Below are 20,860 nucleotides of genomic sequence, written 5' to 3' on the forward strand. Positions count from 1 at the left end.
CAAGGATTGATATTCGATGTGAATATGAGAAATCCTTCTTTCTTTGGAAAGTTAAATTATTGAGTACTTTGTTTTTTGGATTGAACCACGCTCCTCCTTTTTTGAACCACTCTTTTCATTTATTGAACCACTTTTCTTTTTTATTGAACCACCTGCCAATTTATTTGAACCACTCCCTTTTTTTCAATCCACGCCGCCTCGAGAAAAAGGACTCAAATCACAAAACGGTAAAACCCTGACTTGCTTTTGTTTCTCCATTTACGATAATAGAAAGCAGATGTTCGCCGGGATAATGTTTTCTTGTTGTTAAGTCTTTGAAGGAGTGCTTTTTGGAGTAAGCTCTTTTTTCCCCGCCGTTTATAACATGTTCAGCGATTTTAAAGATTTTCTTGGAATGCTTTCCGCTTGCCTTTACAAAATCGATTGTGTATTCAATTCTTAGTTGGGTTTGCTTTTCGTCTGTGGAGCTGATCTGAAAGGAGAAAGTTAAAGAACTTCCAATGTGTAAGGCATCTGTTACAAGTAAATTTTCTACAGAGAGTTTGGGATTACTGGTGAAGCCATGTAATTCCAGGGCTTGCTTGTTTCCTTTTTTCATTAAGGTGCGTAAGCCCTTTTTGATAATCCAGTCAGTTTTTTCGTTGTGTCCGTTCCATTTTTTTGCTAGTTCGAGGACAAGATCTGGGTGATCTTTTGAAATATCATTTAAATTGTTGGCTACACTTTTTCGGACATATAATGACGGATCTTCCCTTAAATTTTCTAAAATCGGCAGGATTGAGGATGGGTCTTGCCTTAGGCTGGATAGGACGATTCCCCATGGCAAACGGGGTCTTGAGCCTTCACTTGCCAATCTTCTTACATGCTCATTTGGGTGGTTGCTCCATGCTAAGAATTGTTTCATCATCTTTTGTTGGTCTTTAATAACAAAAGGTCTTACCGCAAATTCGGAGGTGGAATATTGAGTAAAGTATTCGAGTGCTTCCATTGATTCATCCCAGTCGTTTAGACCGTATACTTCTACATAATCCGGAAAAATAATTCCCGTCAACCCGTTTTGAACATGCAGGGCAGCTTTTTTTAATACCGAAATGGCTTCATTATAGTTAAGTTGCATTGTTTGATGAAGGGAAATCGTAATATGTCTTATTCGCTGTTTAAGTGCCAGCTCTTCCCACTTATCATCATAAATCAGCTCTTGAAATCCAGAGGCATTAAATGAAGGATAGTTCGCTTTAATCAAAGAAGAAAGCTGGTTTATAAAGCTATGATCAAATACCTTTCTCAATTCTTCAGCCATTTTTTTCTCCTTTACACTTTTTTAAAAACAAAGGGAGACCCCTGCACAAATGTTGTTAGAGGGGTCTGTTCCTACTCATCTTTTTCATTATTTTCAACCAAATATTTAAGCATGGACAGCTTATTATCCCAGAACTGTTCATAAAACGAGAGCCATTCCTTTAATTCAAGCAGCGCATCAGGCTCGAGCTTGTACCTTGTTTCTCTCCCTACTTTTTCAGCGCTTAGCAGATTAGCTTCCGAGAGAATCCGTAAATGCTTAGATACAGCCGTGCGGCTCATTGGGAAGTGCTTGCTGATCACAGTTACCGGCAATGGCTGATTTGCTAGAAGCTTTAGCATTTTCCTACGCGATGGATCGGAAATTGCTTGAAAAACATCATATTTTTGAGCAGCTGTCATTAAGCCTCAACTACTTTGCGTAAACGCTCATCAACAATTCCATCCCAGCCATTGTTCATGCGATTTCGAATAACCGCAAAGGTTTCGCCTGCTGGTCCAGCTACTTTGTCTGGAGCTCCCCATCCTGTATGAATGAGCGTAAACTCCGTTTTTCCATCCAGGTCCTTTAGTTCAAACGAAACTTTCCAGCCAAAATTTCCCCATGTGAAAGAAAGACCATTTGGCGGATCTATTTCAAGTACTTTGCATGGTGATTTTTCATAAGGCGAATGAAGTGTGAATTCATGACCGACCTTTGGTTCAAAATCGTTTGGCATAAACCATTCGGCAATTCCCTCTGCAGTTGAAACAGTCTGCCAAACCTTTTCAATCGGCGCTTCGAAAACAACGGTTTTGCGAATATCTGGTACTTGTTCCTGATGTGTTGTCATGTTCATTTCCTCCAATAAAAAATATGTAACCAAAAGGTTTCGCATCAATAATACGAAACCTTTTGGTTACATGTCAACCTTAAGCCTCTGCCAATTTTTTCTCGATCCACTGAATAATATCAGCAATGACTTCTCCACGATTTGTTTCATTCAGCATTTCATGTCTGCCTTGTTGATAAAAGGTATAATCGATTTTTTTTATCCCATGTTCTTGAAATTGCCGAATAACTCTCATTACTCCTTTTGTATAATGACCGACCGGGTCTTGCTCCCCGCTAATAAAGAAGAAAGGCAATTCCTTCTCCATTTTTGCTATTTCATGAGGATGATGGATCGTTTCCAATCCTGATAACAAATCATAATAAAACCCCGCAGTTGCAACATAGCCGCAATAAGGGTCTCCTATATACTTCTGCACCTCAGCGCGGTCACTTGTCAGCCAATCAAATTCGGTTTCAATACTAGCTAATTTTTTATTATAATTGCCAAACGTTAATTTATTCATGAGCGGACTTTCTGTTTTCTTTCCTAATTTGCGAATTTGTGATTTTGCTATTCGTTTGCCGATCTTACCCATGAATCCAGGATTTCCACCGGTTCCGGAAAGAATCACGCCTTTAACTCTTCCATGATAGCGCTGTAAAAATCGCCTAACTAAAAACGAGCCCATACTATGTCCCATTATAAAGACAGGTGTATTGGGATATTGTTTTTGAATGTATGCATTAATTTCGCTCAAATCATCAACTGCTCGCTCAAAGCCATTTTCATCAGCAAAAAACCCTAAAATTCCGCTTCTTTCACCTGTTTTTCCATGACCGCGGTGATCGTTTCCGTAGACAACTATTCCTTTTGACACAAGTGATTCAGCAAACTCCTGGTAGCGACCAATATGCTCTGCCATTCCATGTGATAATTGCAGGATCGCTCTTGGCTTCGCATTTTCTACATACCATTTCGTCAAAAAAACGTCATGGCCATCTGACATGGTTACCCAACTTTTTTGTTCCATGAAAGCCACCCCTTTTATGTGATTTTATCTTTCTTTCATTAAACAAAAAAGACCGAAAGTAAACGTTTTACGGCCATTTTCTTTGAAATCTTATTTAAAATGCTCCCATATCTCCCTCTTTGAAGTGGTGATTGCCTCAGCTCCAGCTTCCAGCGCGTCTTCCACCTCCTGTATCGTGCGAATTAATCCTCCAGCAAAAATTTTAATATTCGTTCGTTCCTTAACCTCTTTTATCATCCAAGGCATAGCACCAGGCAGCACCTCAATATAATCCGGTTTTGTTTTTTCCACTAAGCGATAACTTCGTTCGAGGGCATGCGAATCAATTAAGAACATTCGCTGAATGGCGATGACTCCCTTTTGTTTCGCCTTTAAAATGACATTTGATTTAGTTGATATTAACCCATAAGGAGCGAACTCCTGACAAATATATTCTGTTGCATAATCATCATTTTTCAAGCCATGGATAAGATCGACATGATAAATGATTTTTTTCTGATATTGGTTTGCCAATTTTTGAATATGCGCTAATTGGGAAATATGTGTTTCCAAGAATACACCGATTTCATAATCACTTTGTAAAAACTTTTCAAACTGCTTGATGGAAGAAAAAGCAGGTAATATTTTTTGCATATCTTCACCTTTTCATCTATAAAAATTTAGTAAAAGCAGGCATGCTTTTATTGATGGTTAAGCATTGCTTTGGCTATAAAATCTATCCCCTTCAGAATGAACAATCATAAGAATCATGATTTCATCAGTTGAAAGAATTCAGTTTCATTCAGCCTTATTATACAGTTCTTGCATGAAGTAATCTATCGAAAACATATTCGGGGAAAGTGAGTGATTACTCACTTTACAAATTCATTTAAAATCATTAATATAATAGTGAGTAATCACTCATTCGATGGAAGAGGAGAGATTTATGGAACAAGAGAAAAAAATTGTTTCTATTCAACATATATCAAAGGCTTTTGGAAAACAGAAGGTTTTAACTAATATTTCTTTAGCAATACAAAAAGGTGAGATCTTTGGACTTTTAGGCCCTTCTGGCGCAGGTAAGACAACATTAGTGAAGCAGCTGGTTGGATTGGAAATTCCGACTTCTGGTGAGATCTTTCTTTTTCATGAGAAAATGCCTTCTTTAAGATTAATCGAAAGGGTCGGCTATATGGCACAGTCTGATGCCCTTTATGGTGAATTATCAGCAAAGGAAAATCTTAAATTCTTTGGTGCGCTTTACGGGCTAAAAGGAAAAAAGCTCACGAAGAGAATAAATGAAGTAATGGAGCTGGTTCAGCTTACGAATGATCTCAACAAGCTTGTTTCCGCCTATTCTGGCGGAATGAAAAGAAGACTCTCTTTGGCTATTGCCCTCTTGCACGAGCCTGCCATGTTAATTCTTGATGAGCCTACAGTGGGAATTGACCCTGTTTTAAGAAAAAGCATCTGGAAAGCATTCTATCTATTAAAGGAAAAAGGCACGACAATCATTGTGACCACCCATGTCATGGACGAAGCTGAAAAATGTGATCGATTGGGCTTAATGCGTGATGGTTCTCTGATTGCAGTCGGTACTCCGAATGAATTAAAAGAGAAAACAAATTCCGAATCAATTGAAGAGGCATTCCTCGTTTATGGAGGTGTTCAATCATGAGAATAAGAGCCTTAGTTATACGTATCTTACGGCAAATTACCCGTGATAAGCGAACAATGGGATTGCTGCTGTTTGCTCCGATTCTTGTTTTAACCATGCTGCATCTTGTCTTTAATGGTGATGATTATCAACCTAAGATCGGCTTTGTTTCGGTGCAAGAAGCAGTATTTGAAAAAATAGATCAAGCCGGAGCAGCGATTACGGAATATGACAATGAAAAGGAGGCAACTGATGCCTTAGCAAATCAAGAAATCGATGCTTATGTCCAGTTTGACAGCAGTGGTCCCGAAACCATTCTTGAAGGCAGTGACCCAAGTGTCAATGCTGCAACAATTAAATGGCTTCAAACAGCGTTAAAGCCTTTGCAGGGAAACAATGAAGCCATGCAGAAGCTCCAGATCGATTACTTGCATGGTTCAAGTGAAATGGGACAATTTGATTATTTCGGTCCGGTGCTGCTGGGATTTTTCGTCTTTTTCTTTGTTTTCCTTATTGCAGGTGTATCGTTTTTAAGAGAGCGTACAACTGGAACATTGGAGCGGCTTCTTTCAAGTCCGCTAAGAAAATGGGAAATTGTCATCGGTTATGTCATCGGATTCGGACTTTTTACAGTGATTCAGGCTTCCATTATCGCTGCTTATGCCATTTATGTGTTAGGCATGCTGATGGAGGGAGCATTTGGCTATGTTCTCTTAATCACTTTGCTGCTTTCTTTAACAGCTCTAACATTGGGTATTTTACTTTCAGCCTTTGCCAATAATGAACTGCAAATGATTCAGTTTATTCCGATCGTCGTTGTCCCCCAAATCTTCTTTTCAGGATTATTTAATTTGGACACAATCTCAGAGTGGCTCAACTGGATTGGCCCGTATACCCCTTTGTATTATGCAGCAGATGCCTTAAGAAATGTCATGGTAAGAGGTTACGGATGGGAGGAAATTCAAATCGACCTTCTCGTTTTGGCGGGATTTTCTATTCTGTTTATGCTATTAAACATTCTGGCACTAAGAAAATATCGAAAAATCTAATCATATCAATTAGTATTAGTATTATATCCATGTTATAAAGGAGCAAAAAATGTCTGAACAAGATACATTATTTGATGAATGGTTTGATCAAGATGAAGGGTTAACAGAAAAGCAAAAAAAGATTTTAGCCGCGGCGATTGATTCGTTTGCCGAGAAGGGATATGCAGCAACATCTACAAGTGAAATTGCCAAAAAGGCAGGGGTTGCTGAAGGGACTATTTTTAGACACTATAAAACAAAGAAAGATTTGCTGATCTCCATTGTCTCACCTATGATGGCAAAGCTGATTGCCCCTTTTGTTATTAAGGATTTTAATAAGGTTTTAAATCAAAATTATGAAACCTATGAAGACTTCTTAAGAGCGATAATTGAAAACCGAATTAACTTTCTTAACAATAACATGCAGCTTTTCCGGATCTTAATCCAGGAAATTCCTTTTCAGCCTGAATTAAAGGAACAATTCAAAGAACATATTGCAAAAAAAATCATTGATCGCTTTCAAACTATTGTTGAACATTATCAAGCAAAGGGGCAAATTATTGAAATCCCTGCTTTTAGTGTGATCCGCATGACTGCTTCTACAATTTTCGGTTATGTTATTGCGAGATATATCCTCTTACCAGAGGCTGAATGGGATGAGGAGGCTGAAATTGAAAGAACTGTGCAATTCTTACTGCATGGATTGTCTGCTAAAAAAGAATGAAAACTTGTTTGGTGATAGAAATCCTATTCTGACTTCTATCACCTTCCTTTATTTCATTAAACATCTTATAATCTTTAATCTATCTTTTTCATTAGAATAGCAAATATGCAATTCAAAACAATTTACTGCCCGTTAAGATGGGGCAAATTCTTCTTTACTAATTGAATTTAAATGATAGACAAACAACTTATAGATGCGATCTCGATTAAGCCGCTTAGGATCTAGCATGGCATGTAAGGCGATTCCATCCACCAGCGCATAAAGCCGCTCGACCTCAATAGACTTGTCTACATTTTCTTTTAGCAGCTGGTATTGCTCCATGGAATCAATTAATCGATGCATACCTGTTAAAAGTCCATCATGATGGGCATCAAAACCCTTTTTATGTCTGGCATATGCAGTAAAGGCAAACCAAACCTCCATTTCTGCCATTGATTCGTCATTCGTTGGCACCATTTCAAGAATGATCTTAAGTATTTTTTCTTTTGGAGGTAATTCTTGAACGGCAATTTTATTTATTCGCTCTGTTACTCGTTCAATCACTAGATTCATTGCAAAAATGAGCAGCTCATCCTGTGTTGAAAAATAATGACGCAAGGCTCCTAGTGAAAGACCTGCTTCTTTTGCGATATTTCTAACCGTCGCTCCTTCCATTCCCCGTTCTAAAATAACCCTCCACGAAGCTTCTGCAATTAATTTTTTTCTCCATTCATGATCAACTATTTTTGGCATATGTTTATTGTACCAAAAATAATAGATTTTTATAACACACTTGTATTGAAAAATATTCTGTAGTAAACTGGATTTAAATAATACAACTGTATTGAAAAGAGGTGCACTTTATGAGTATAGTCGGATGGATGATCGTTTTTTGTGAAGTTGCTTTTTGGGTTGTGATCGTTTTAGGTTTAACGGTACGTTATCTCTTCAAGCAAAAACGATTAGGCCTCATTTTATTAGCATTAACCCCTCTTATCGACTTGATTCTGCTAATTACGGCAGGTTTTGATTTATATCGTGGAGCTAACGCAACACTTGCCCATGCACTTGCCGCTGTATATATCGGTGTCTCGCTTGCCTATGGTAAAAGTATGATTGAATGGGCAGATCAACGCTTTCAGTACTATGTGATGAAACAAGGAGAAAAGCCGAGGAAGCAATATGGGATGGAATATGCAAAACATAATCTTACGAACTTTCTGCGTCATATCATCGCCTATGTCATTGGAGTTGGTTTGTTGGCAGGCATTATGTTTTTGATTGATGATCCTTCCAGAACAGAAGCATTAGGCGGCGTATTAAGAATTTGGTCTCTTGTGTTGGGAATTGATTTTATTTTTACGATTAGTTATTTTATTTGGCCGCGGAAGGAAAAGAAGAAGACTGCAAATGTATAAAGAATACATGGGGCTGTCTCAAAACCAAGGCGTCAGCCCCTCGATCGTTTACAAGATAATTTTGACCTTCATGTTCTCTTGCAAATCAGCATCAACTAGTGTCAATCCTTTATGTTTTTTTAAAGAAGACACGATGAGATTGAACATTTCTTTATCGAGTGAATCAGGGAGCCAGGGATCTGCTTTCGTCTGGTTAGTCCATTTTTTAATCTGTTTCCAAAGCAGCTGCGAGGAGAGCAAAGCTCCTAAACAGTTCAAAACAGCATAGGGGACTGGAACCATAAATTGAACATGTTTTCTTGTTTTAATCATGACTTTAATCATTCTTCTCACTCAATAACAACAGAAACCTTATCTCCGTTTGCAGAAGAAACATCAACGATCTGGCCATCTACTTCATTTTCTATCGCATGGATGAGAAGCTCAATATCAATATCCTTTACGTACATCGCAGCCTGCGGTATATTTGCAGCAATTCCATGACCTGCTTTTAAAACAGCTTTTACAAGATTAATCGGAACATTGACATTAATATTATCCTTATCAGTTGATTCAACTTTAACTTTAAGCATCCTTTTATGATAACCTGAGCTCGTATCAACATGAATACTACTCTCTTTATTATCCTTCATAACGTGGAGCAGCTCTGTTGCTTTTTCAACGTCCAATTTCCCTTCTTGCACCATGGTCATTACCTTTGAAATTTCTTCTTTCATTACGCATCCTCCCCATTTTCTTTTAGTAATTGAATGGCCTCTTCAGCCGTTATTTCTCCAGCATCAAGCATTGAGATCACTTTTTTCTTATCAACCTTTGGTTTCGTACGGTCAGAATATCCTAACGCCTCAATAATTTCATTTAACTTGCCGCGAACAGTAGGATATGAAACCGAAAGCTCCTTTTCAACTTCTTTAATATTCCCCCTGCATTTTAAGAAGACCTCAATAAAATGAAGCTGCTCCGAAGCAAGGGAAGAGAATTTGGATAATGCAAACTCATTTTCAATACTCGTATGGCAATTGGAACAATGCAATTTTGTTACGGTTAATGTTTTTTGACAAACTGGACAATCTGTTAGTAGAGGAAATGCCATGTTTCTCTCCTTTCCTAATAATAATTCAATTATATAACATAAATTAAATTTATCAATTCAATTTTCAAAAATGTTAATTTTATTATCATTAATAATTAATAATATTCATTCTTAATTAAAATAATTAATCGACCATTTAAATTTTGAAAAACAAAAAAAGGACTGTCCCCTTTAACACCATCTATTGGTGTTAAAGGGGTGCAGACCCTTTTGAAACAGCCTTTCATAACACATTTTTGTTTTCAGGCAAAAGATGATCAGGACATACCGACTTTCAACTTGACTGATTTTTTGGTACGAGACCGTTCTGCAACATCTTGCTTGAATGCCTCGTTAACCATATCCTCCAACACCGCTCTAGCGGAGTTAGGATAATGCATTTGCTTAATGTTTTCTCTCATTTCTTTTAATGTTTTTTTATCATTAAGAAGCTTTAAAACAACCTCTTTCATTTCCTTATAATCATTGACGATCATAGCAGATCGTTTTTCTTCAAAATATAAAGCATTTTCCTGTTCCTGACCAGGGACCGGTTTGTATAAGATGACAGGGACGCCAAGTGCCGTAGCTTCAGATAAGGTAATTCCGCCTGGCTTTGTAATCATGCAGGAGGCAATACGGAATAACTCATCAACCTTTTCTACATATCCTAATGGAATAATTGTTTTTGGATGTGCCAATGCAAATGGCTCGAGCTTTCTCATCAATGCATTGTTATTTCCGCAAACAATGACAATCTGCAGGTTATCCTGGTTAATGAAGGATTCACATATATAGTTTACATTTTTTAAGACACCGTGTGCTCCGGCCATAATCAACACAATTTCCTTATTTGGATCTAAATTGTATTTTTTGTATACTTCTTCATTTTTACCGTTTGCCATTTCAAACTGTTCACGGATGGGGATCCCAGTAATTTTTACTTGATTATGGTTAACGCCTAGCTCGACTAATTTCTCTTTAACATGCTCACTCGCAACATAATATTTATCAATATGTTGATGAACCCAAATTTTATGAAGGCAAAAGTCAGTTACCACATTAAATGTCGGGATAACCTCACCTGTTTTATTCCGATATTCCGGAACAACCATCATTGGAAATGTATTGATAATCATATCCGGCTTCTCTGTCTGTATCAGCTCTTTCAGCTTTTTCTGGCCAAGTGTATAATACAGGTTCATGAAGCGCTTATTGTACATTTTATCAATACCATAGTAAAAAATTTTATAAAATTGTTTTCCGTAAGAAAAGCTTTTAATATATAAATGTTTTGTCAATTTCGAAATGATTGGGTGTGATTCTTTGTATAGCTCGGAAACGACAACCTGCTTAAATCCCATTTTTCTACATTCATTTTCCAAGGTTTTCGCTACTTGAATATGTCCGTTTCCATATTTCTCTGTTAATATTAAAACTTTTGATTTTCCTACCAACACGTTTGTATCTCCTAACTTAGGCAAATAAATAGTGATGATGAATGATAGTGTATTAGACATTGATTGTAACGCGTTTTTAACAAATAGAAAAGCCCTTATATAAAGTGAGACTTCTAGATCTTCCCTCTTCTATCATCCTATGAATCAATGAATGTTAAAACATCCTCAGGCTTTATATTGGTCTAGGGCCTGAGATGTAGCATTATTAAAATTTGGGGCTTGTGAACAGTTGCTGAATATTATTTTACCATTTTTCTAGAAAAAAATCTTTCCAACTTTATGAAATGAGACTTAACTAGTTGGTTTCATATAGGATTCTTCAAAAGGCTGAACAACAACAAAGCCTTGGCCTTCAAATCTCATTTGAATGGATTCGCCGCTTCCTCTCCCCAACAGTGTTTTTAAGGTGATATCTGTTTGAAATTCCGGCTGCAATTGACCTGACCATGCAATCGTTGCATTCGGATCGGTGATCACTGGTCTTCCCGGAGTAACTCTTAAAGTCAAAGGCTCATAATGTGAAGTAATCGCAATCATCCCAGTTCCCTCACATCTAACATTAAAAAGCCCGCCTGCTACCATACCGGCAACACGTTTCATCAGCTTAATATCCCATTGAATACTCGGTTCAAAAGCAAGCAAGTCATTTCCATTAACAAAAATTATATCATCCTGCAAATCAAGAATAATGACCTTTTTACCTTGATCTGCAAGATACATTTTGCCTTGTCCTTTTGCTTTCATTAATGAAGTGCCTTCACCTGTCAACGCTTTTTTAAATGTCTTTCCCCATCCATGCTCAAGCAAACCTTCACGTTCAAATTTTATTTGACCACTATATGCAACCATTGATCCGGCTTTTGCCCAAACCTGGCCATCAAGATTTACTTCCAGCATACGAGGTGTTTCTAATTCAAACAAACCTTCTCCTTTGTCTTCCTGTTCGGTTTGTTTAATAAATTCATTAATTGAATATTTACTCACTATATCCACTCCCCTTCTTTAATCGTAAATACGTATCATCAGGCACTTTTGTTTCATCTATTCCCTTTGCTTACATTTTCAGACACTTTATTCATTTTATCTATTAGCCAAGTTGTTGTATACAATTAAATAAACCAATATATTATAATTATGGATAAAATTGTTATAAAATTAAGTTAGGATAAAAGTTAGAGTTATGCTTGCAATCCTTTTCTTAAAAACATATTTTCCAGCGGGAATGTAAAAGCTATTAAAATAGAAATCTATTTTTTTTTAGCTGTCATTGATGATTAACATAGCTATCAGGAATAAAAAATGCCTGATTCATTCAGACATTTAACCTTAATTATTAGCTTCTTCATATTTCAAGAGCTCTGATACGGTTTTAAATTCATATCCTTGCTCAGTTAATTCATTGATGATCCCTTCAACAGATTCAAGGGATTCCTGTCGGCTATCATACATAACATGCAATAAGATAATCGATCCATTTTCGACATGATCGTTAACATATTGAACGATTTTTTCGGAATCAGCGCCAATCTCCGGATCTGTTTCCGGCTCAATATCCCAGAGGATGGATTTTCGATCATTGTCAGCTAAGTATTTTGGCAGCAATAAGAGCTTTTTTCCATTAGGCGGCCTAAAAAGAATCTCCCCGGAATAGCCGGTTTTCCTAATAAGCTTATCAGTTTTCTCAATTTCATCCTTTACAAAGGAAGGTGATTTAAAAACCATTCTTTGATGGGAATATGTATGATTGCCAATCTCATGTCCGGCATTAAAAATTTTTTTAGCTTCTTCAAAATTTTCTTCTATTTCTTTACCAGTTAAGAAAAAGGTAGCCTTTATATTCTTTTCATGAAGGATTTTTAAAATGTCATCTGTTTTATTTGTTGGTCCATCGTCAAATGTCAGTGCCACAACCTTTTTATCTGTATCTACCTTGTTTATGATTTCACCAAAGAATTGAAAGCTTCTAGAATTTATCACTTGCAAAAGGCCATAGCCTAAAATAATCAAGATTAATATTGATGCTACAACTATTTTCAAAAATTTCATTTTCTTCTCCCCTAATTATTACAAAAGGCTAAGAAAAGCACGAATTCGCGCCTCTTAGCCCGCTGTCATTAAAAATAAACAAAATAAATTACCACTACTAAAACAATACGATAAATCGCAAATGGAACAAGCTTAATTTTATTAATCAGCTTTAAGAAAAAGCGAATCGAAACTAATGCAAACACAAATGCACTAATAAACCCAGCAATGAAAAACGGCATGGCATCAAGCGTAAAGTACTCCCAGTTTTTCAATAAAGATATAAAGCTGGCACCGGCCATAATTGGAACGGCCATAATAAACGTAAAATCGGAAGCAGTACGGTGACTCATACCTAATAAAACCCCGCCAGAAATGGTTGAACCTGAACGAGAGAACCCAGGCCATAGAGAAAGACATTGAATAAGTCCAACCGTGAACGCTTGTTTATATGTAATCTGATCCACTGTTTCGGTCTTAGGCTGTTTCGGACCAAAAACATCTGCTAAAATCATCAAAATCGCACCAGCAACTAAACCGATTAATACTGTTTCAATTGAAAATAAATGCTCATCAATATAATCTTCAAACAGCACACCAAGAACACCTGCTGGAATCAATCCCACAATGACTTGCGTTAACTTCAGACGATTTTGACCTTCAGAAACTGACTTTTTATTGAGACGGCCTAAACCTAGTAAATCAATAAAACGATTCCTAAAAACGACTACAACAGCTAAAATGGATCCGAGCTGAATCACAATTTTAAATGTATTTGCTACATATTTCGTGAGAAACTCTTCAGACTGCAGCCACATATCATCAACGATTATCATATGTCCGGTCGACGATACTGGCGCAAACTCTGTTAATCCTTCTACTAATCCTAAGATGATGGCCTTTAAAAGCGTAAGAAAATCCATATCTAATCTCCCTTATTTTTTTTTCTCTTTTTAATAAATAGTGCTAGGAAAACAATTACTGCAACCGCAATTAGCACATAGACAACATTTGAATAAACATCCATTACTTCCACTATTTTTTCCCATGACTCTCCAAATTTCGCGCCAACCGTAACTAAGATAACGTTCCAAACTAATGTTCCAATCGTTGTAAAAAGGAGAAACAGCCAAAAGTTCAGACTTGCCATTCCGGCAGGGATTGAAATGAGACTTCTGATTAATGGAATAATACGGCAGATAAGGACTGTCCAATATCCGTACTTATCAAACCATTGATCCGCCTTGTAAATGTCCTTTCTTTTTACTTGAAGAACCTTTCCCCATCGATCGACAATTTTCTCGAGTCTTTCAACATCTAGAAGATTTCCAATCTTATATAAAATGACTGCTCCGACAACAGACCCAAAAGTTGCCGACAGGATTACGCCCGGGACCGTTAAGTCAGTAAAATTCGTCAGCATGCCCCCAAACGTAAGAATGACCTCAGATGGTATAGGAGGAAAAACATTCTCCAGCGCAATCATCAGAAAGATTCCTACATAACCAAATTGTTCAATGATACCTGTTATCCAATTTTCCATTTAAACCTCCATTATTACTGAATCAATTTACATTATTATTCTTTTAAATAAATCGGAAAGCAAAATTCTTAATCCCACATGTTAGTATACCTTTAATTGACAAATGATTGAATAGTTCTTTTCTTAACATTTTCTTAAATCTTTCTTTGCATTCTATTAAAATCCATCTATATTTATTATCCATAAACATTTAATAGACTTAGCAAAAAACTTTTCCCAATATCCTTATACATAGTGCAAACGCCTTCAATTTGAGGTATCTTTATAGTAATCTATCTTATATTTAACATTTTCACTTACAAACGAAAAAGCAAACTAGGAAATGAGGAGTGACGCTAAAATTGGACATACAAGAAGCTTACAAAGTACTAGGTGTTCCAGAGGATGCTACTGATGATCAAATTGAAAAACAATATATGACATGGATTCGGCGGAATCATGCTTACCAAAGTCAGAAGGATGCCGAAAAGCCTTTCGATTTTGATAAGATTACGAATGCCTATAATAAGATTAAAGCTTATCGGGATGGTACCGAGGACAAGCAAGGCCCAACTACCTTTCGCGAGAAAATGGATCATTTTCTTCATTATTACAAGCTCCATATGGTCGGGGTGATCATCCTGATTGCGCTTTGCGTCTATATAACCCAAAGTGTCGTTTCTCATTTTCAGGAACAAAAAAGATTGGCAAGCCTTCCACCTGAAAATGTAAGCATTATGCTGCATGGTGACTATTTTGACCCAAATAGTGACAAATCGCCTGTATCGGATAATGTTTTGGCTGACATTCCTTCATGGGAGCGGGTTACCGTTAATTTGAACTACTCGCCGACTGAAGTAAACGACTCAATGGATGTTGGCATGCAGCAGAAAAGTGTTGTGACACTTGCTTCTGATAAATCAGATGTTTACGTTATGGATTCTATTAACTTTGAACAGCTCATGACGAATGAAATGTTCCTGCCTTTGGACGACTTGGAGCCTTCGCTTAAAGAAAATGTTGATCCAGACAAACTTATCTATGCCACATCACCTGAAGATAATGCTGAGCATTTATACGGAGTTGTCGTTTCTGACACAAAATTCTTTAATGGAATCCAAGTCAATGATGAGAAGAAAATTGCCGCAATACGGGTAGACTCAAATAATAAAGAAAATGCACTGAAATTATTAATCGAGCTAACAAAATAGGGTCCTGCCTTCAGGACCCTATTTCAAATTAACAATTTATTTCTTGCTCCATAATTAAACGATTTCCATACATCATTTTTCAGAACTACTTTTTCAACATCTGATAGTCCTTCGATTGTCAGATAGCAGGTATTGTCCGACAACAGGTAAACCTACAGAAGTCTTACTGTTTTACTGCCCCCAATGTCATCCCTTGAATAAAATATCTTTGCACGAATGGATACACCAAGATAATCGGGATAACGGTAATCATAGTGATCGCCATTTTAATGGATTCTGGTGAAACCATGTTTGATTGCTGCTCCGCGTTTGGCCGCATCTGATTCGCATCAACACTTCCACTCATGGAGGTATTATCTAAAATTTTCATTAATTCATACTGTAAGGTTGTCAAACTTTCATTCATGCTATTGTATAAATAAGTGTCAAACCAACTATTCCATTGTCCTACTGCGACAAATAATGCGATTGTCGCTAACACTGGCTTACAGAGCGGCAGGATAATCCGGTAAAAGATTGTAAAATCATTTGCTCCATCCATTTTCGCTGATTCCTGGAGGGAAAATGGCAGACCATCCATAAACGACCGGATAATAATGATATTAAAAGCACTAACTAAACCCGGCAAAATATATACCCAAAATGAATTCATTAAGCCTAAATCTCTCACAAGCATATAACCAGGAATTAACCCCCCGGAAAAATACATCGTTAACACAATAAAAGTGGATACAAACTTCCGCCCTTGGAAGTCTGCCCGGCTTAAGGTAAAAGCAACCATTGCTTGAACAAATACGCCCAAAACGGTGCCAACCACTGTTCGCATGACAGAATTAAAAAAACCTGTCACTAAGTTATCGTATTTAGCAATTTCTAAGTAATTATTAAACGTGAACTCTCTTGGCCATAAATAGATGCCGCCTCTTACTGTATCAGTTGATTCATTTAATGATATCGCCAATACATTTAAAAAAGGATAAAGTGTGACAATCATGACCACCGTTAAGAAAGTATAGTTTAGTAGATCGAATACACGGTCTTTGTTCATAACTCTATTTAATGCTCGATTCGCAGCCATTTATCCGTTCTCCTTTACATGACACTTTGATTTGAAAAGCGCTTAAAGATTCCATTCGCAATAAACAAAAGGATAATACTAACGACTGAATTAAAAATACCAATGGCTGTCCCATAAGAAAATTGTCCTAAACCAATTCCATAATTAAGCGCATACAAATCTAAGACCTCTGAATAATCAACAACAAGTGAGTTCCCTAATAACATCTGTTTTTCAAATCCAATGCTGACCAAGTGACCGATATTTAAAATCAGTACTACGAGAATGGTTGGACGAATGCCTGGTAACGTCACATGCCAGATTCTTCTTAATCTGCCCGCCCCATCTACTTTTGCAGCTTCATAAAGCTGTGGATCAAGTCCGGCAATCGCCGCTAAAAAAATAATCGCATTCCAACCCATTTCCTTCCATAAATCTGAGGCCGTTACAATTCCCCAGAACCATGTCCCTTGGGCCATAAACTGAAAAGGCTCATCAAGAATGTTTAATTTCAATAAAAGGTCATTAACAATACCGCCATCAATTGATAGCATTTTTGTGACGATCCCTGCCACCACAACCCATGACACAAAGTGAGGCAAATAAGTGACCGTTTGCACAGTTCGTTTAAAGACTGAATGACGAACTTCATTGAGCAAAACAGCGAACAAAATAGGAATCGTAAACCCAACGATTAAACTAAGGAAACTCATCGCCAACGTATTTCTTAACACCAGGTAAAAACGTTCATCGGTAAACAAGGTAATAAAATGCTCGAAGCCGACCCACTCTTGTTCAAAGAATGACCTTGCAGGCCGATAATTTTGAAACGCCATCGTCCAGCCCCATAAAGGCAAATAATTAAAAACAAACACCCATGCAACAAAAGGAAGTGACATCGCATAAAGGATTTTTTGACTTGAAAACACCTTCCAAAAATTCCGTGTCTTTTTCGTTTTCATCGTCAGATTTCCTCTTGTAATCGGTTTCTTTTTTACCATTTCCATAAGACTCCTCCTTTTCTTTATCTTCATTTTAAAGGAGGAAAGACGCTAAAAATACCTTACTAATTTTCACAAAAATCAGGTGAAAATATGAGAATTATAACAAAAAAAAGAGTAACCAACCCTCATAGTGATAAATAAGGGCTGATTACTTTTTAACTTTTTCAACTAATAAAACGACCAACGTAACTAAGGCAATCATAAACATCGCTGTATTAATATCCATCGGTGCACCTCCATGATGGGAGGCTTTTATGCCACCCCAGCTGGCCATTGTCATAATGTCATGGCACAAAAATATTCACTTATTTCTTATGGTATAGCATATTGAGGTTGGTGCATGTTTTATGACCTTTTTTTAAAAATTTTTAACTTTTATTAAAAATTTTTAACTTCCGTACAGAAAAAAAAAGATGCCTTTTCTTAAGCATCACGTGTTTTTTCTCTATATAACATTTCGTTTAGGGGAGGATAGTTAAGCGCATGCCAAATCCGCAAAAAAAATTCAATCGATGGTTGAGATTTATTATTCATATAAATGGATAAATTACTTTTATCAATGCCGGTCAATTCTGAAAGCTCTTTTTGCGTCAGTTTTTGTTGCTTCATGATTTTCTTTATATTATTTTTAATAATCCCCTCATGACGGTTAATAAGTGATTCAACATTTTCCTTAGGAGTGTCGCTCATTTGCTTAGCGGCCTCATTTATAATCGGCAAAAATTCAGGCAGGGATTCATATAATTTCCTGGTTATTTCCTTCGGCTGGTGTGCATCAATATTATCAAGCATAGAGTCGATAAAAAGCATAGTTGCGCCCTTTATGAAATCCTCCGGGGTATACTCCACATCGACTTTATCCATTTTTGCTTCTACATTTGCATAGGTTGTGTAATCTTTAATTTTATCAAAGTTTTCTTTTTTAAAGCCCACTTTTATAAATACATATTCATCTTGTTTAGATTGGTCCTCAGTTTCAGATGTCTGACTGTCGCCAAAACTAACATATGTGACCTTATTTTGTTCTGAATTATTTTTTTTATTCATTATGTATATCACCTCCTTTTCGTGGACAACTTATGAGTAATAAGAAAATGTTAGTGAGGTGCTTAAATTGACAAGAGATGAAAGAAAAGATGTAACAAGAGATGTAGGCGGTACTGGTAAACGTTCATAATAAAAAACATAATTCCCCATTTAAAATAGCGACACAGATCTTTTAGTGTCGCTTTTATTATATGTTTCGTATCGGATTCTTATCATCCATAATTGAAAAACTTTAACTTTTGTTTAACATTCATTGCCTTTATTCATTATATAAATCATGTCTGTTAATTGGTTGCGGCGGTTGCTCCATCCATCCCCGCTTAATCATAATCATTAATCCTTCTTCACTATAATTCATAATTTCTTGGATAAGTAAGACATATTGAGCGACTATATCTTTTCGCAATGAAATGGACATGGCATATGAAAGTAAATAAATTCCTGCTGAAGAGGTCGTAGTGATAAGAAACAATATAAGACGATCAGAAAATGGAGAAACGGTTGATTCTGTAATTTCTAAACTTACTGGAATATTACCAAGGTGTTCATCTTCTTTTAAAATTTTATTAAATATGTCGACTTGTCTTTCTGATAGCTTTTTCCCTTTTTTTAGATATTCCTTTATTTCCTTATCCTTCATTACTTGGATTAAACCCATTAACAAAAGGAAACCAATATAGTTTCGTTCAATTGTATAAAAAATTTCACCTAACTCGATTGCATTTAATGGTCTCTTTTCACCAAACCATAAACTTAGAAGAGATTGTTGTTTTTTCATAAATTCCACTTCATTTGGATATGGGATTTTAGGCGGCCTATCATAGATCCCTTTAGAAAGCATTAAATTTAAAGATCTCTTATACAATTCTGTTGAGGATTTCATACATTCATCGAAAAAAGCAACAACATCGGTCCTTGCTATTTTTGTGAGGACTGTGCTGTAATAAGGAACTGTCATTTGACCTACACGATACACAAAACTTAGAGCAAACAAATCAGTGTATAATGACGGGGCAGATAGGTCAACATCTTTGTCAGAAAAGCCCTTGGGAATTGGAAAGTTTTCGCTCGTAAAGATTGTTTTAATCTTTTCCATATTTGATTGCTCTAAAGACAATGCTTCTTCCACAATCTTCTTTATTTCCAGATCCTGAAGGTTCTGAAGAAAATGTTTATAAAAACAGATTGTTGCACTATTTTGAATGTATGTAGTCCAAAGCCCTGTAATCTCTGGAGAAGTTAATTGTATATTATGTTCTTCCATTTTATTTAATCTCCTAATAGCATTGTAAATATAGAATGTGTAAATTTTAGAAATAATATTCCATCAATGATTTTTCGATAAGTGAATCTTACTATCATGAAAATAGTAGACTTATTCTCGATCCATACTATCGATAAATAGTCCATGTAAAAACCGTGCATAAATTTGAATTTCTAACAAATATTTTCATTGTTTTGCATTACCATTTTTAAAAAATAGAAGAAATTTAATGAATAGGATTGTTTTCATAGGTATTATAAGCGGAATTCATAAGACTGAGGATTATTAATCAATCGTACTTCAATTGGGGTGAAAGATATTTGAAAACATCCCCATTTCGCCATAAAGATTTAAAATGGGGAGTGAAAAGTTAATTTTTTACTTTTTATCATGGTCATAGGAGGGACGTCAGTTACATTTTCAACAGCAGAATTGACAAATTCAAACCAATAGCTCAGTTAGAATTTTTCTAAAATTATGCCGTAATAACGCTTATGCCCTTCTCCTCAAATTGGTGGATTTGAAGCTCTGAAGCTTCTTTACCTGTAACAAGCTTGTGTATGTTATTGATCGGAGATACAGTATGAAGGGAAACACCGCCTATTTTCGTATGGTCAGTAACAACAATGACTTCTTTAGCCGCTTGAATCATGCCCATTTTTGCAGGAACTAACTGCTCTTCAAAATGAGTAAGCCCAAATTCAGGGTGAATTGCCGGAGTTCCAACAAAAGCTTTATGAACATGCAACGTCTTTAATACTTCATTCGTAAACATGCCATTTAACATAAAGCTTTCAGGATAAAGAATCCCTCCTGTTACAATAACTTTAATCCCTTTTGAATCTCTCAGCTCCGCTGCAATATTCACGTCATTTGTTACGACCGTTATATTTGACCTATTCACGATATTTTTAGCAATCTGCAAGGTTGTTGTGCCTGAGTCTAGGATGATATGTTCTCCCTCGTTAATCATCTCGGCAGCTTTTTCTCCAATTCTTTGCTTTTCGTCTACCCTTTCTGTCGCACGGACGGTAAACGATGGTTCTGAGCTAATCCCTTCACCAAGCACAACTCCTCCATGTGTCCTCCTTAAAAGTCCCTCTTTTTCAATTTCAGACAAATCTCTTCGAATTGTAGCTTCATGCACATTGAATTCGGCTGATAATTGGGCAACTGAAGCAACATTATTTTTTTTGACATAATCAATGATTTTCAGCTTTCGCTCCGCAGCTAGCATGACAGTCCTCCTTTAAAACATTTCTTATATTT

Annotated in this window: 25 protein-coding genes; 5 read left to right on the forward strand and 20 right to left on the reverse strand. The window is 36.4% G+C overall.

Going from position 1 to position 20,860, the window contains the following annotated elements; all coding sequences use genetic code 11:
• Nucleotides 1–217: 217 nt before the first annotated feature.
• From ACSVDH_RS24195 to ACSVDH_RS24215, 5 genes are all read right to left on the reverse strand, one after another.
• Nucleotides 218–1,300: a DNA alkylation repair protein gene (locus ACSVDH_RS24195; RefSeq protein WP_439252920.1), complete on the reverse strand. Its 1,083-nt coding sequence runs from the start codon at nucleotides 1,298–1,300 to the stop codon at nucleotides 218–220.
• A gap of 71 nt (nucleotides 1,301–1,371) precedes the next feature.
• A complete protein-coding gene (locus ACSVDH_RS24200; RefSeq protein WP_439252919.1) occupies nucleotides 1,372–1,701 on the reverse strand; it encodes an ArsR/SmtB family transcription factor in 330 nt (109 codons plus the stop codon).
• Nucleotides 1,701–2,132, reverse strand: coding sequence for an SRPBCC family protein (locus tag ACSVDH_RS24205; RefSeq protein ID WP_439252918.1), 432 nt, complete (start codon nucleotides 2,130–2,132; stop codon nucleotides 1,701–1,703). The genes ACSVDH_RS24200 and ACSVDH_RS24205 overlap by 1 nt, the downstream gene beginning before the upstream one ends.
• Before the next feature lie 79 nt (nucleotides 2,133–2,211).
• Nucleotides 2,212–3,144 carry an alpha/beta hydrolase gene (locus tag ACSVDH_RS24210; protein WP_299090847.1) on the reverse strand — a complete coding sequence of 311 codons (933 nt, stop codon included), beginning with the start codon at nucleotides 3,142–3,144 and terminating at the stop codon, nucleotides 2,212–2,214.
• A gap of 90 nt (nucleotides 3,145–3,234) precedes the next feature.
• Entirely contained in the window at nucleotides 3,235–3,777 is a 543-nt protein-coding gene (locus ACSVDH_RS24215; protein WP_299090849.1) for a glycerol-3-phosphate responsive antiterminator, read from the reverse strand.
• A gap of 292 nt (nucleotides 3,778–4,069) precedes the next feature.
• On the opposite strand from ACSVDH_RS24215, the gene ACSVDH_RS24220 reads away from it, so the two are divergent.
• The 3 genes from ACSVDH_RS24220 to ACSVDH_RS24230 are packed head-to-tail and all read left to right on the forward strand — an operon-like array spanning nucleotide 4,070 to nucleotide 6,532.
• Entirely contained in the window at nucleotides 4,070–4,801 is a 732-nt protein-coding gene (locus tag ACSVDH_RS24220; RefSeq protein ID WP_439252916.1) for an ABC transporter ATP-binding protein, read from the forward strand.
• Complete coding sequence (locus tag ACSVDH_RS24225) at nucleotides 4,798–5,829, forward strand: ABC transporter permease (RefSeq protein WP_439252915.1); 1,032 nt, start codon at nucleotides 4,798–4,800, stop codon at nucleotides 5,827–5,829. Before ACSVDH_RS24220 ends, ACSVDH_RS24225 begins: the two co-directional genes overlap by 4 nt.
• A 49-nt stretch (nucleotides 5,830–5,878) precedes the next feature.
• Entirely contained in the window at nucleotides 5,879–6,532 is a 654-nt protein-coding gene (locus ACSVDH_RS24230; protein ID WP_299090857.1) for a TetR/AcrR family transcriptional regulator, read from the forward strand.
• Nucleotides 6,533–6,664: 132 nt separating this feature from the next.
• Here the strand turns inward: ACSVDH_RS24230 and ACSVDH_RS24235 are convergent, their stop codons facing one another.
• On the reverse strand, nucleotides 6,665–7,264 hold the full coding sequence (locus tag ACSVDH_RS24235) for a TetR/AcrR family transcriptional regulator (protein WP_439252914.1): 600 nt from the start codon (nucleotides 7,262–7,264) through the stop codon (nucleotides 6,665–6,667).
• A gap of 110 nt (nucleotides 7,265–7,374) precedes the next feature.
• On the opposite strand from ACSVDH_RS24235, the gene ACSVDH_RS24240 reads away from it, so the two are divergent.
• The gene (locus ACSVDH_RS24240) at nucleotides 7,375–7,929 is read left to right on the forward strand and encodes a hypothetical protein (protein ID WP_439252913.1); all 555 of its coding nucleotides are present in this window, start codon (nucleotides 7,375–7,377) and stop codon (nucleotides 7,927–7,929) included.
• Between the two features lie 48 nt (nucleotides 7,930–7,977).
• Here ACSVDH_RS24240 and ACSVDH_RS24245 read toward each other — a convergent pair whose 3' ends face one another.
• The 8 genes from ACSVDH_RS24245 to ACSVDH_RS24280 all read right to left on the reverse strand — a co-directional run bounded on the left by ACSVDH_RS24245 (nucleotide 7,978) and on the right by ACSVDH_RS24280 (nucleotide 14,029).
• Nucleotides 7,978–8,253, reverse strand: coding sequence for a hypothetical protein (locus ACSVDH_RS24245; RefSeq protein WP_299090863.1), 276 nt, complete (start codon nucleotides 8,251–8,253; stop codon nucleotides 7,978–7,980).
• Nucleotides 8,254–8,258: 5 nt separating this feature from the next.
• Nucleotides 8,259–8,645: an SHOCT-like domain-containing protein gene (locus tag ACSVDH_RS24250; RefSeq protein ID WP_299090866.1), complete on the reverse strand. Its 387-nt coding sequence runs from the start codon at nucleotides 8,643–8,645 to the stop codon at nucleotides 8,259–8,261.
• Entirely contained in the window at nucleotides 8,645–9,022 is a 378-nt protein-coding gene (locus ACSVDH_RS24255; RefSeq protein WP_439252912.1) for a DUF2089 domain-containing protein, read from the reverse strand. Before ACSVDH_RS24255 ends, ACSVDH_RS24250 begins: the two co-directional genes overlap by 1 nt.
• A 257-nt stretch (nucleotides 9,023–9,279) precedes the next feature.
• Nucleotides 9,280–10,458, reverse strand: coding sequence for a diglucosyl diacylglycerol synthase (locus tag ACSVDH_RS24260; RefSeq protein WP_439253004.1), 1,179 nt, complete (start codon nucleotides 10,456–10,458; stop codon nucleotides 9,280–9,282).
• A 294-nt stretch (nucleotides 10,459–10,752) separates the two neighbouring features.
• Nucleotides 10,753–11,445: an AIM24 family protein gene (locus ACSVDH_RS24265; RefSeq protein WP_439252911.1), complete on the reverse strand. Its 693-nt coding sequence runs from the start codon at nucleotides 11,443–11,445 to the stop codon at nucleotides 10,753–10,755.
• Nucleotides 11,446–11,787: 342 nt separating this feature from the next.
• Complete coding sequence (locus ACSVDH_RS24270) at nucleotides 11,788–12,507, reverse strand: polysaccharide deacetylase family protein (protein ID WP_439252909.1); 720 nt, start codon at nucleotides 12,505–12,507, stop codon at nucleotides 11,788–11,790.
• Nucleotides 12,508–12,575: 68 nt separating this feature from the next.
• Nucleotides 12,576–13,409, reverse strand: coding sequence for an undecaprenyl-diphosphate phosphatase (locus ACSVDH_RS24275; RefSeq protein ID WP_299090876.1), 834 nt, complete (start codon nucleotides 13,407–13,409; stop codon nucleotides 12,576–12,578).
• Nucleotides 13,410–13,411: 2 nt separating this feature from the next.
• The gene (locus ACSVDH_RS24280; RefSeq protein ID WP_439252908.1) at nucleotides 13,412–14,029 is read right to left on the reverse strand and encodes a DedA family protein; all 618 of its coding nucleotides are present in this window, start codon (nucleotides 14,027–14,029) and stop codon (nucleotides 13,412–13,414) included.
• Between the two features lie 341 nt (nucleotides 14,030–14,370).
• Between ACSVDH_RS24280 and ACSVDH_RS24285 the strand changes: the two genes are divergently transcribed.
• A complete protein-coding gene (locus ACSVDH_RS24285) occupies nucleotides 14,371–15,219 on the forward strand; it encodes a DnaJ domain-containing protein (protein WP_439252907.1) in 849 nt (282 codons plus the stop codon).
• Between the two features lie 163 nt (nucleotides 15,220–15,382).
• Here ACSVDH_RS24285 and ACSVDH_RS24290 read toward each other — a convergent pair whose 3' ends face one another.
• The 6 genes from ACSVDH_RS24290 to ACSVDH_RS24315 form a co-directional block, all read right to left on the reverse strand.
• Nucleotides 15,383–16,297 carry a carbohydrate ABC transporter permease gene (locus tag ACSVDH_RS24290; protein WP_439252906.1) on the reverse strand — a complete coding sequence of 305 codons (915 nt, stop codon included), beginning with the start codon at nucleotides 16,295–16,297 and terminating at the stop codon, nucleotides 15,383–15,385.
• A 14-nt stretch (nucleotides 16,298–16,311) separates the two neighbouring features.
• The gene (locus ACSVDH_RS24295; protein ID WP_439253003.1) at nucleotides 16,312–17,238 is read right to left on the reverse strand and encodes an ABC transporter permease; all 927 of its coding nucleotides are present in this window, start codon (nucleotides 17,236–17,238) and stop codon (nucleotides 16,312–16,314) included.
• A gap of 190 nt (nucleotides 17,239–17,428) precedes the next feature.
• Nucleotides 17,429–17,575: a hypothetical protein gene (locus tag ACSVDH_RS24300; protein ID WP_439252905.1), complete on the reverse strand. Its 147-nt coding sequence runs from the start codon at nucleotides 17,573–17,575 to the stop codon at nucleotides 17,429–17,431.
• 128 nt (nucleotides 17,576–17,703) lie between these two features.
• On the reverse strand, nucleotides 17,704–18,327 hold the full coding sequence (locus ACSVDH_RS24305) for a helix-turn-helix domain-containing protein (RefSeq protein WP_439252903.1): 624 nt from the start codon (nucleotides 18,325–18,327) through the stop codon (nucleotides 17,704–17,706).
• A gap of 259 nt (nucleotides 18,328–18,586) precedes the next feature.
• Nucleotides 18,587–19,591, reverse strand: coding sequence for a DUF3231 family protein (locus ACSVDH_RS24310; RefSeq protein WP_439252902.1), 1,005 nt, complete (start codon nucleotides 19,589–19,591; stop codon nucleotides 18,587–18,589).
• 475 nt (nucleotides 19,592–20,066) lie between these two features.
• On the reverse strand, nucleotides 20,067–20,828 hold the full coding sequence (locus ACSVDH_RS24315; protein WP_439252901.1) for a DeoR/GlpR family DNA-binding transcription regulator: 762 nt from the start codon (nucleotides 20,826–20,828) through the stop codon (nucleotides 20,067–20,069).
• Nucleotides 20,829–20,860 lie beyond the last annotated feature (32 nt).

Origin of the sequence: Metabacillus sp. Hm71, from assembly GCF_051842955.2 — a bacterium.
GTDB lineage: Bacteria > Bacillota > Bacilli > Bacillales > Bacillaceae > Metabacillus.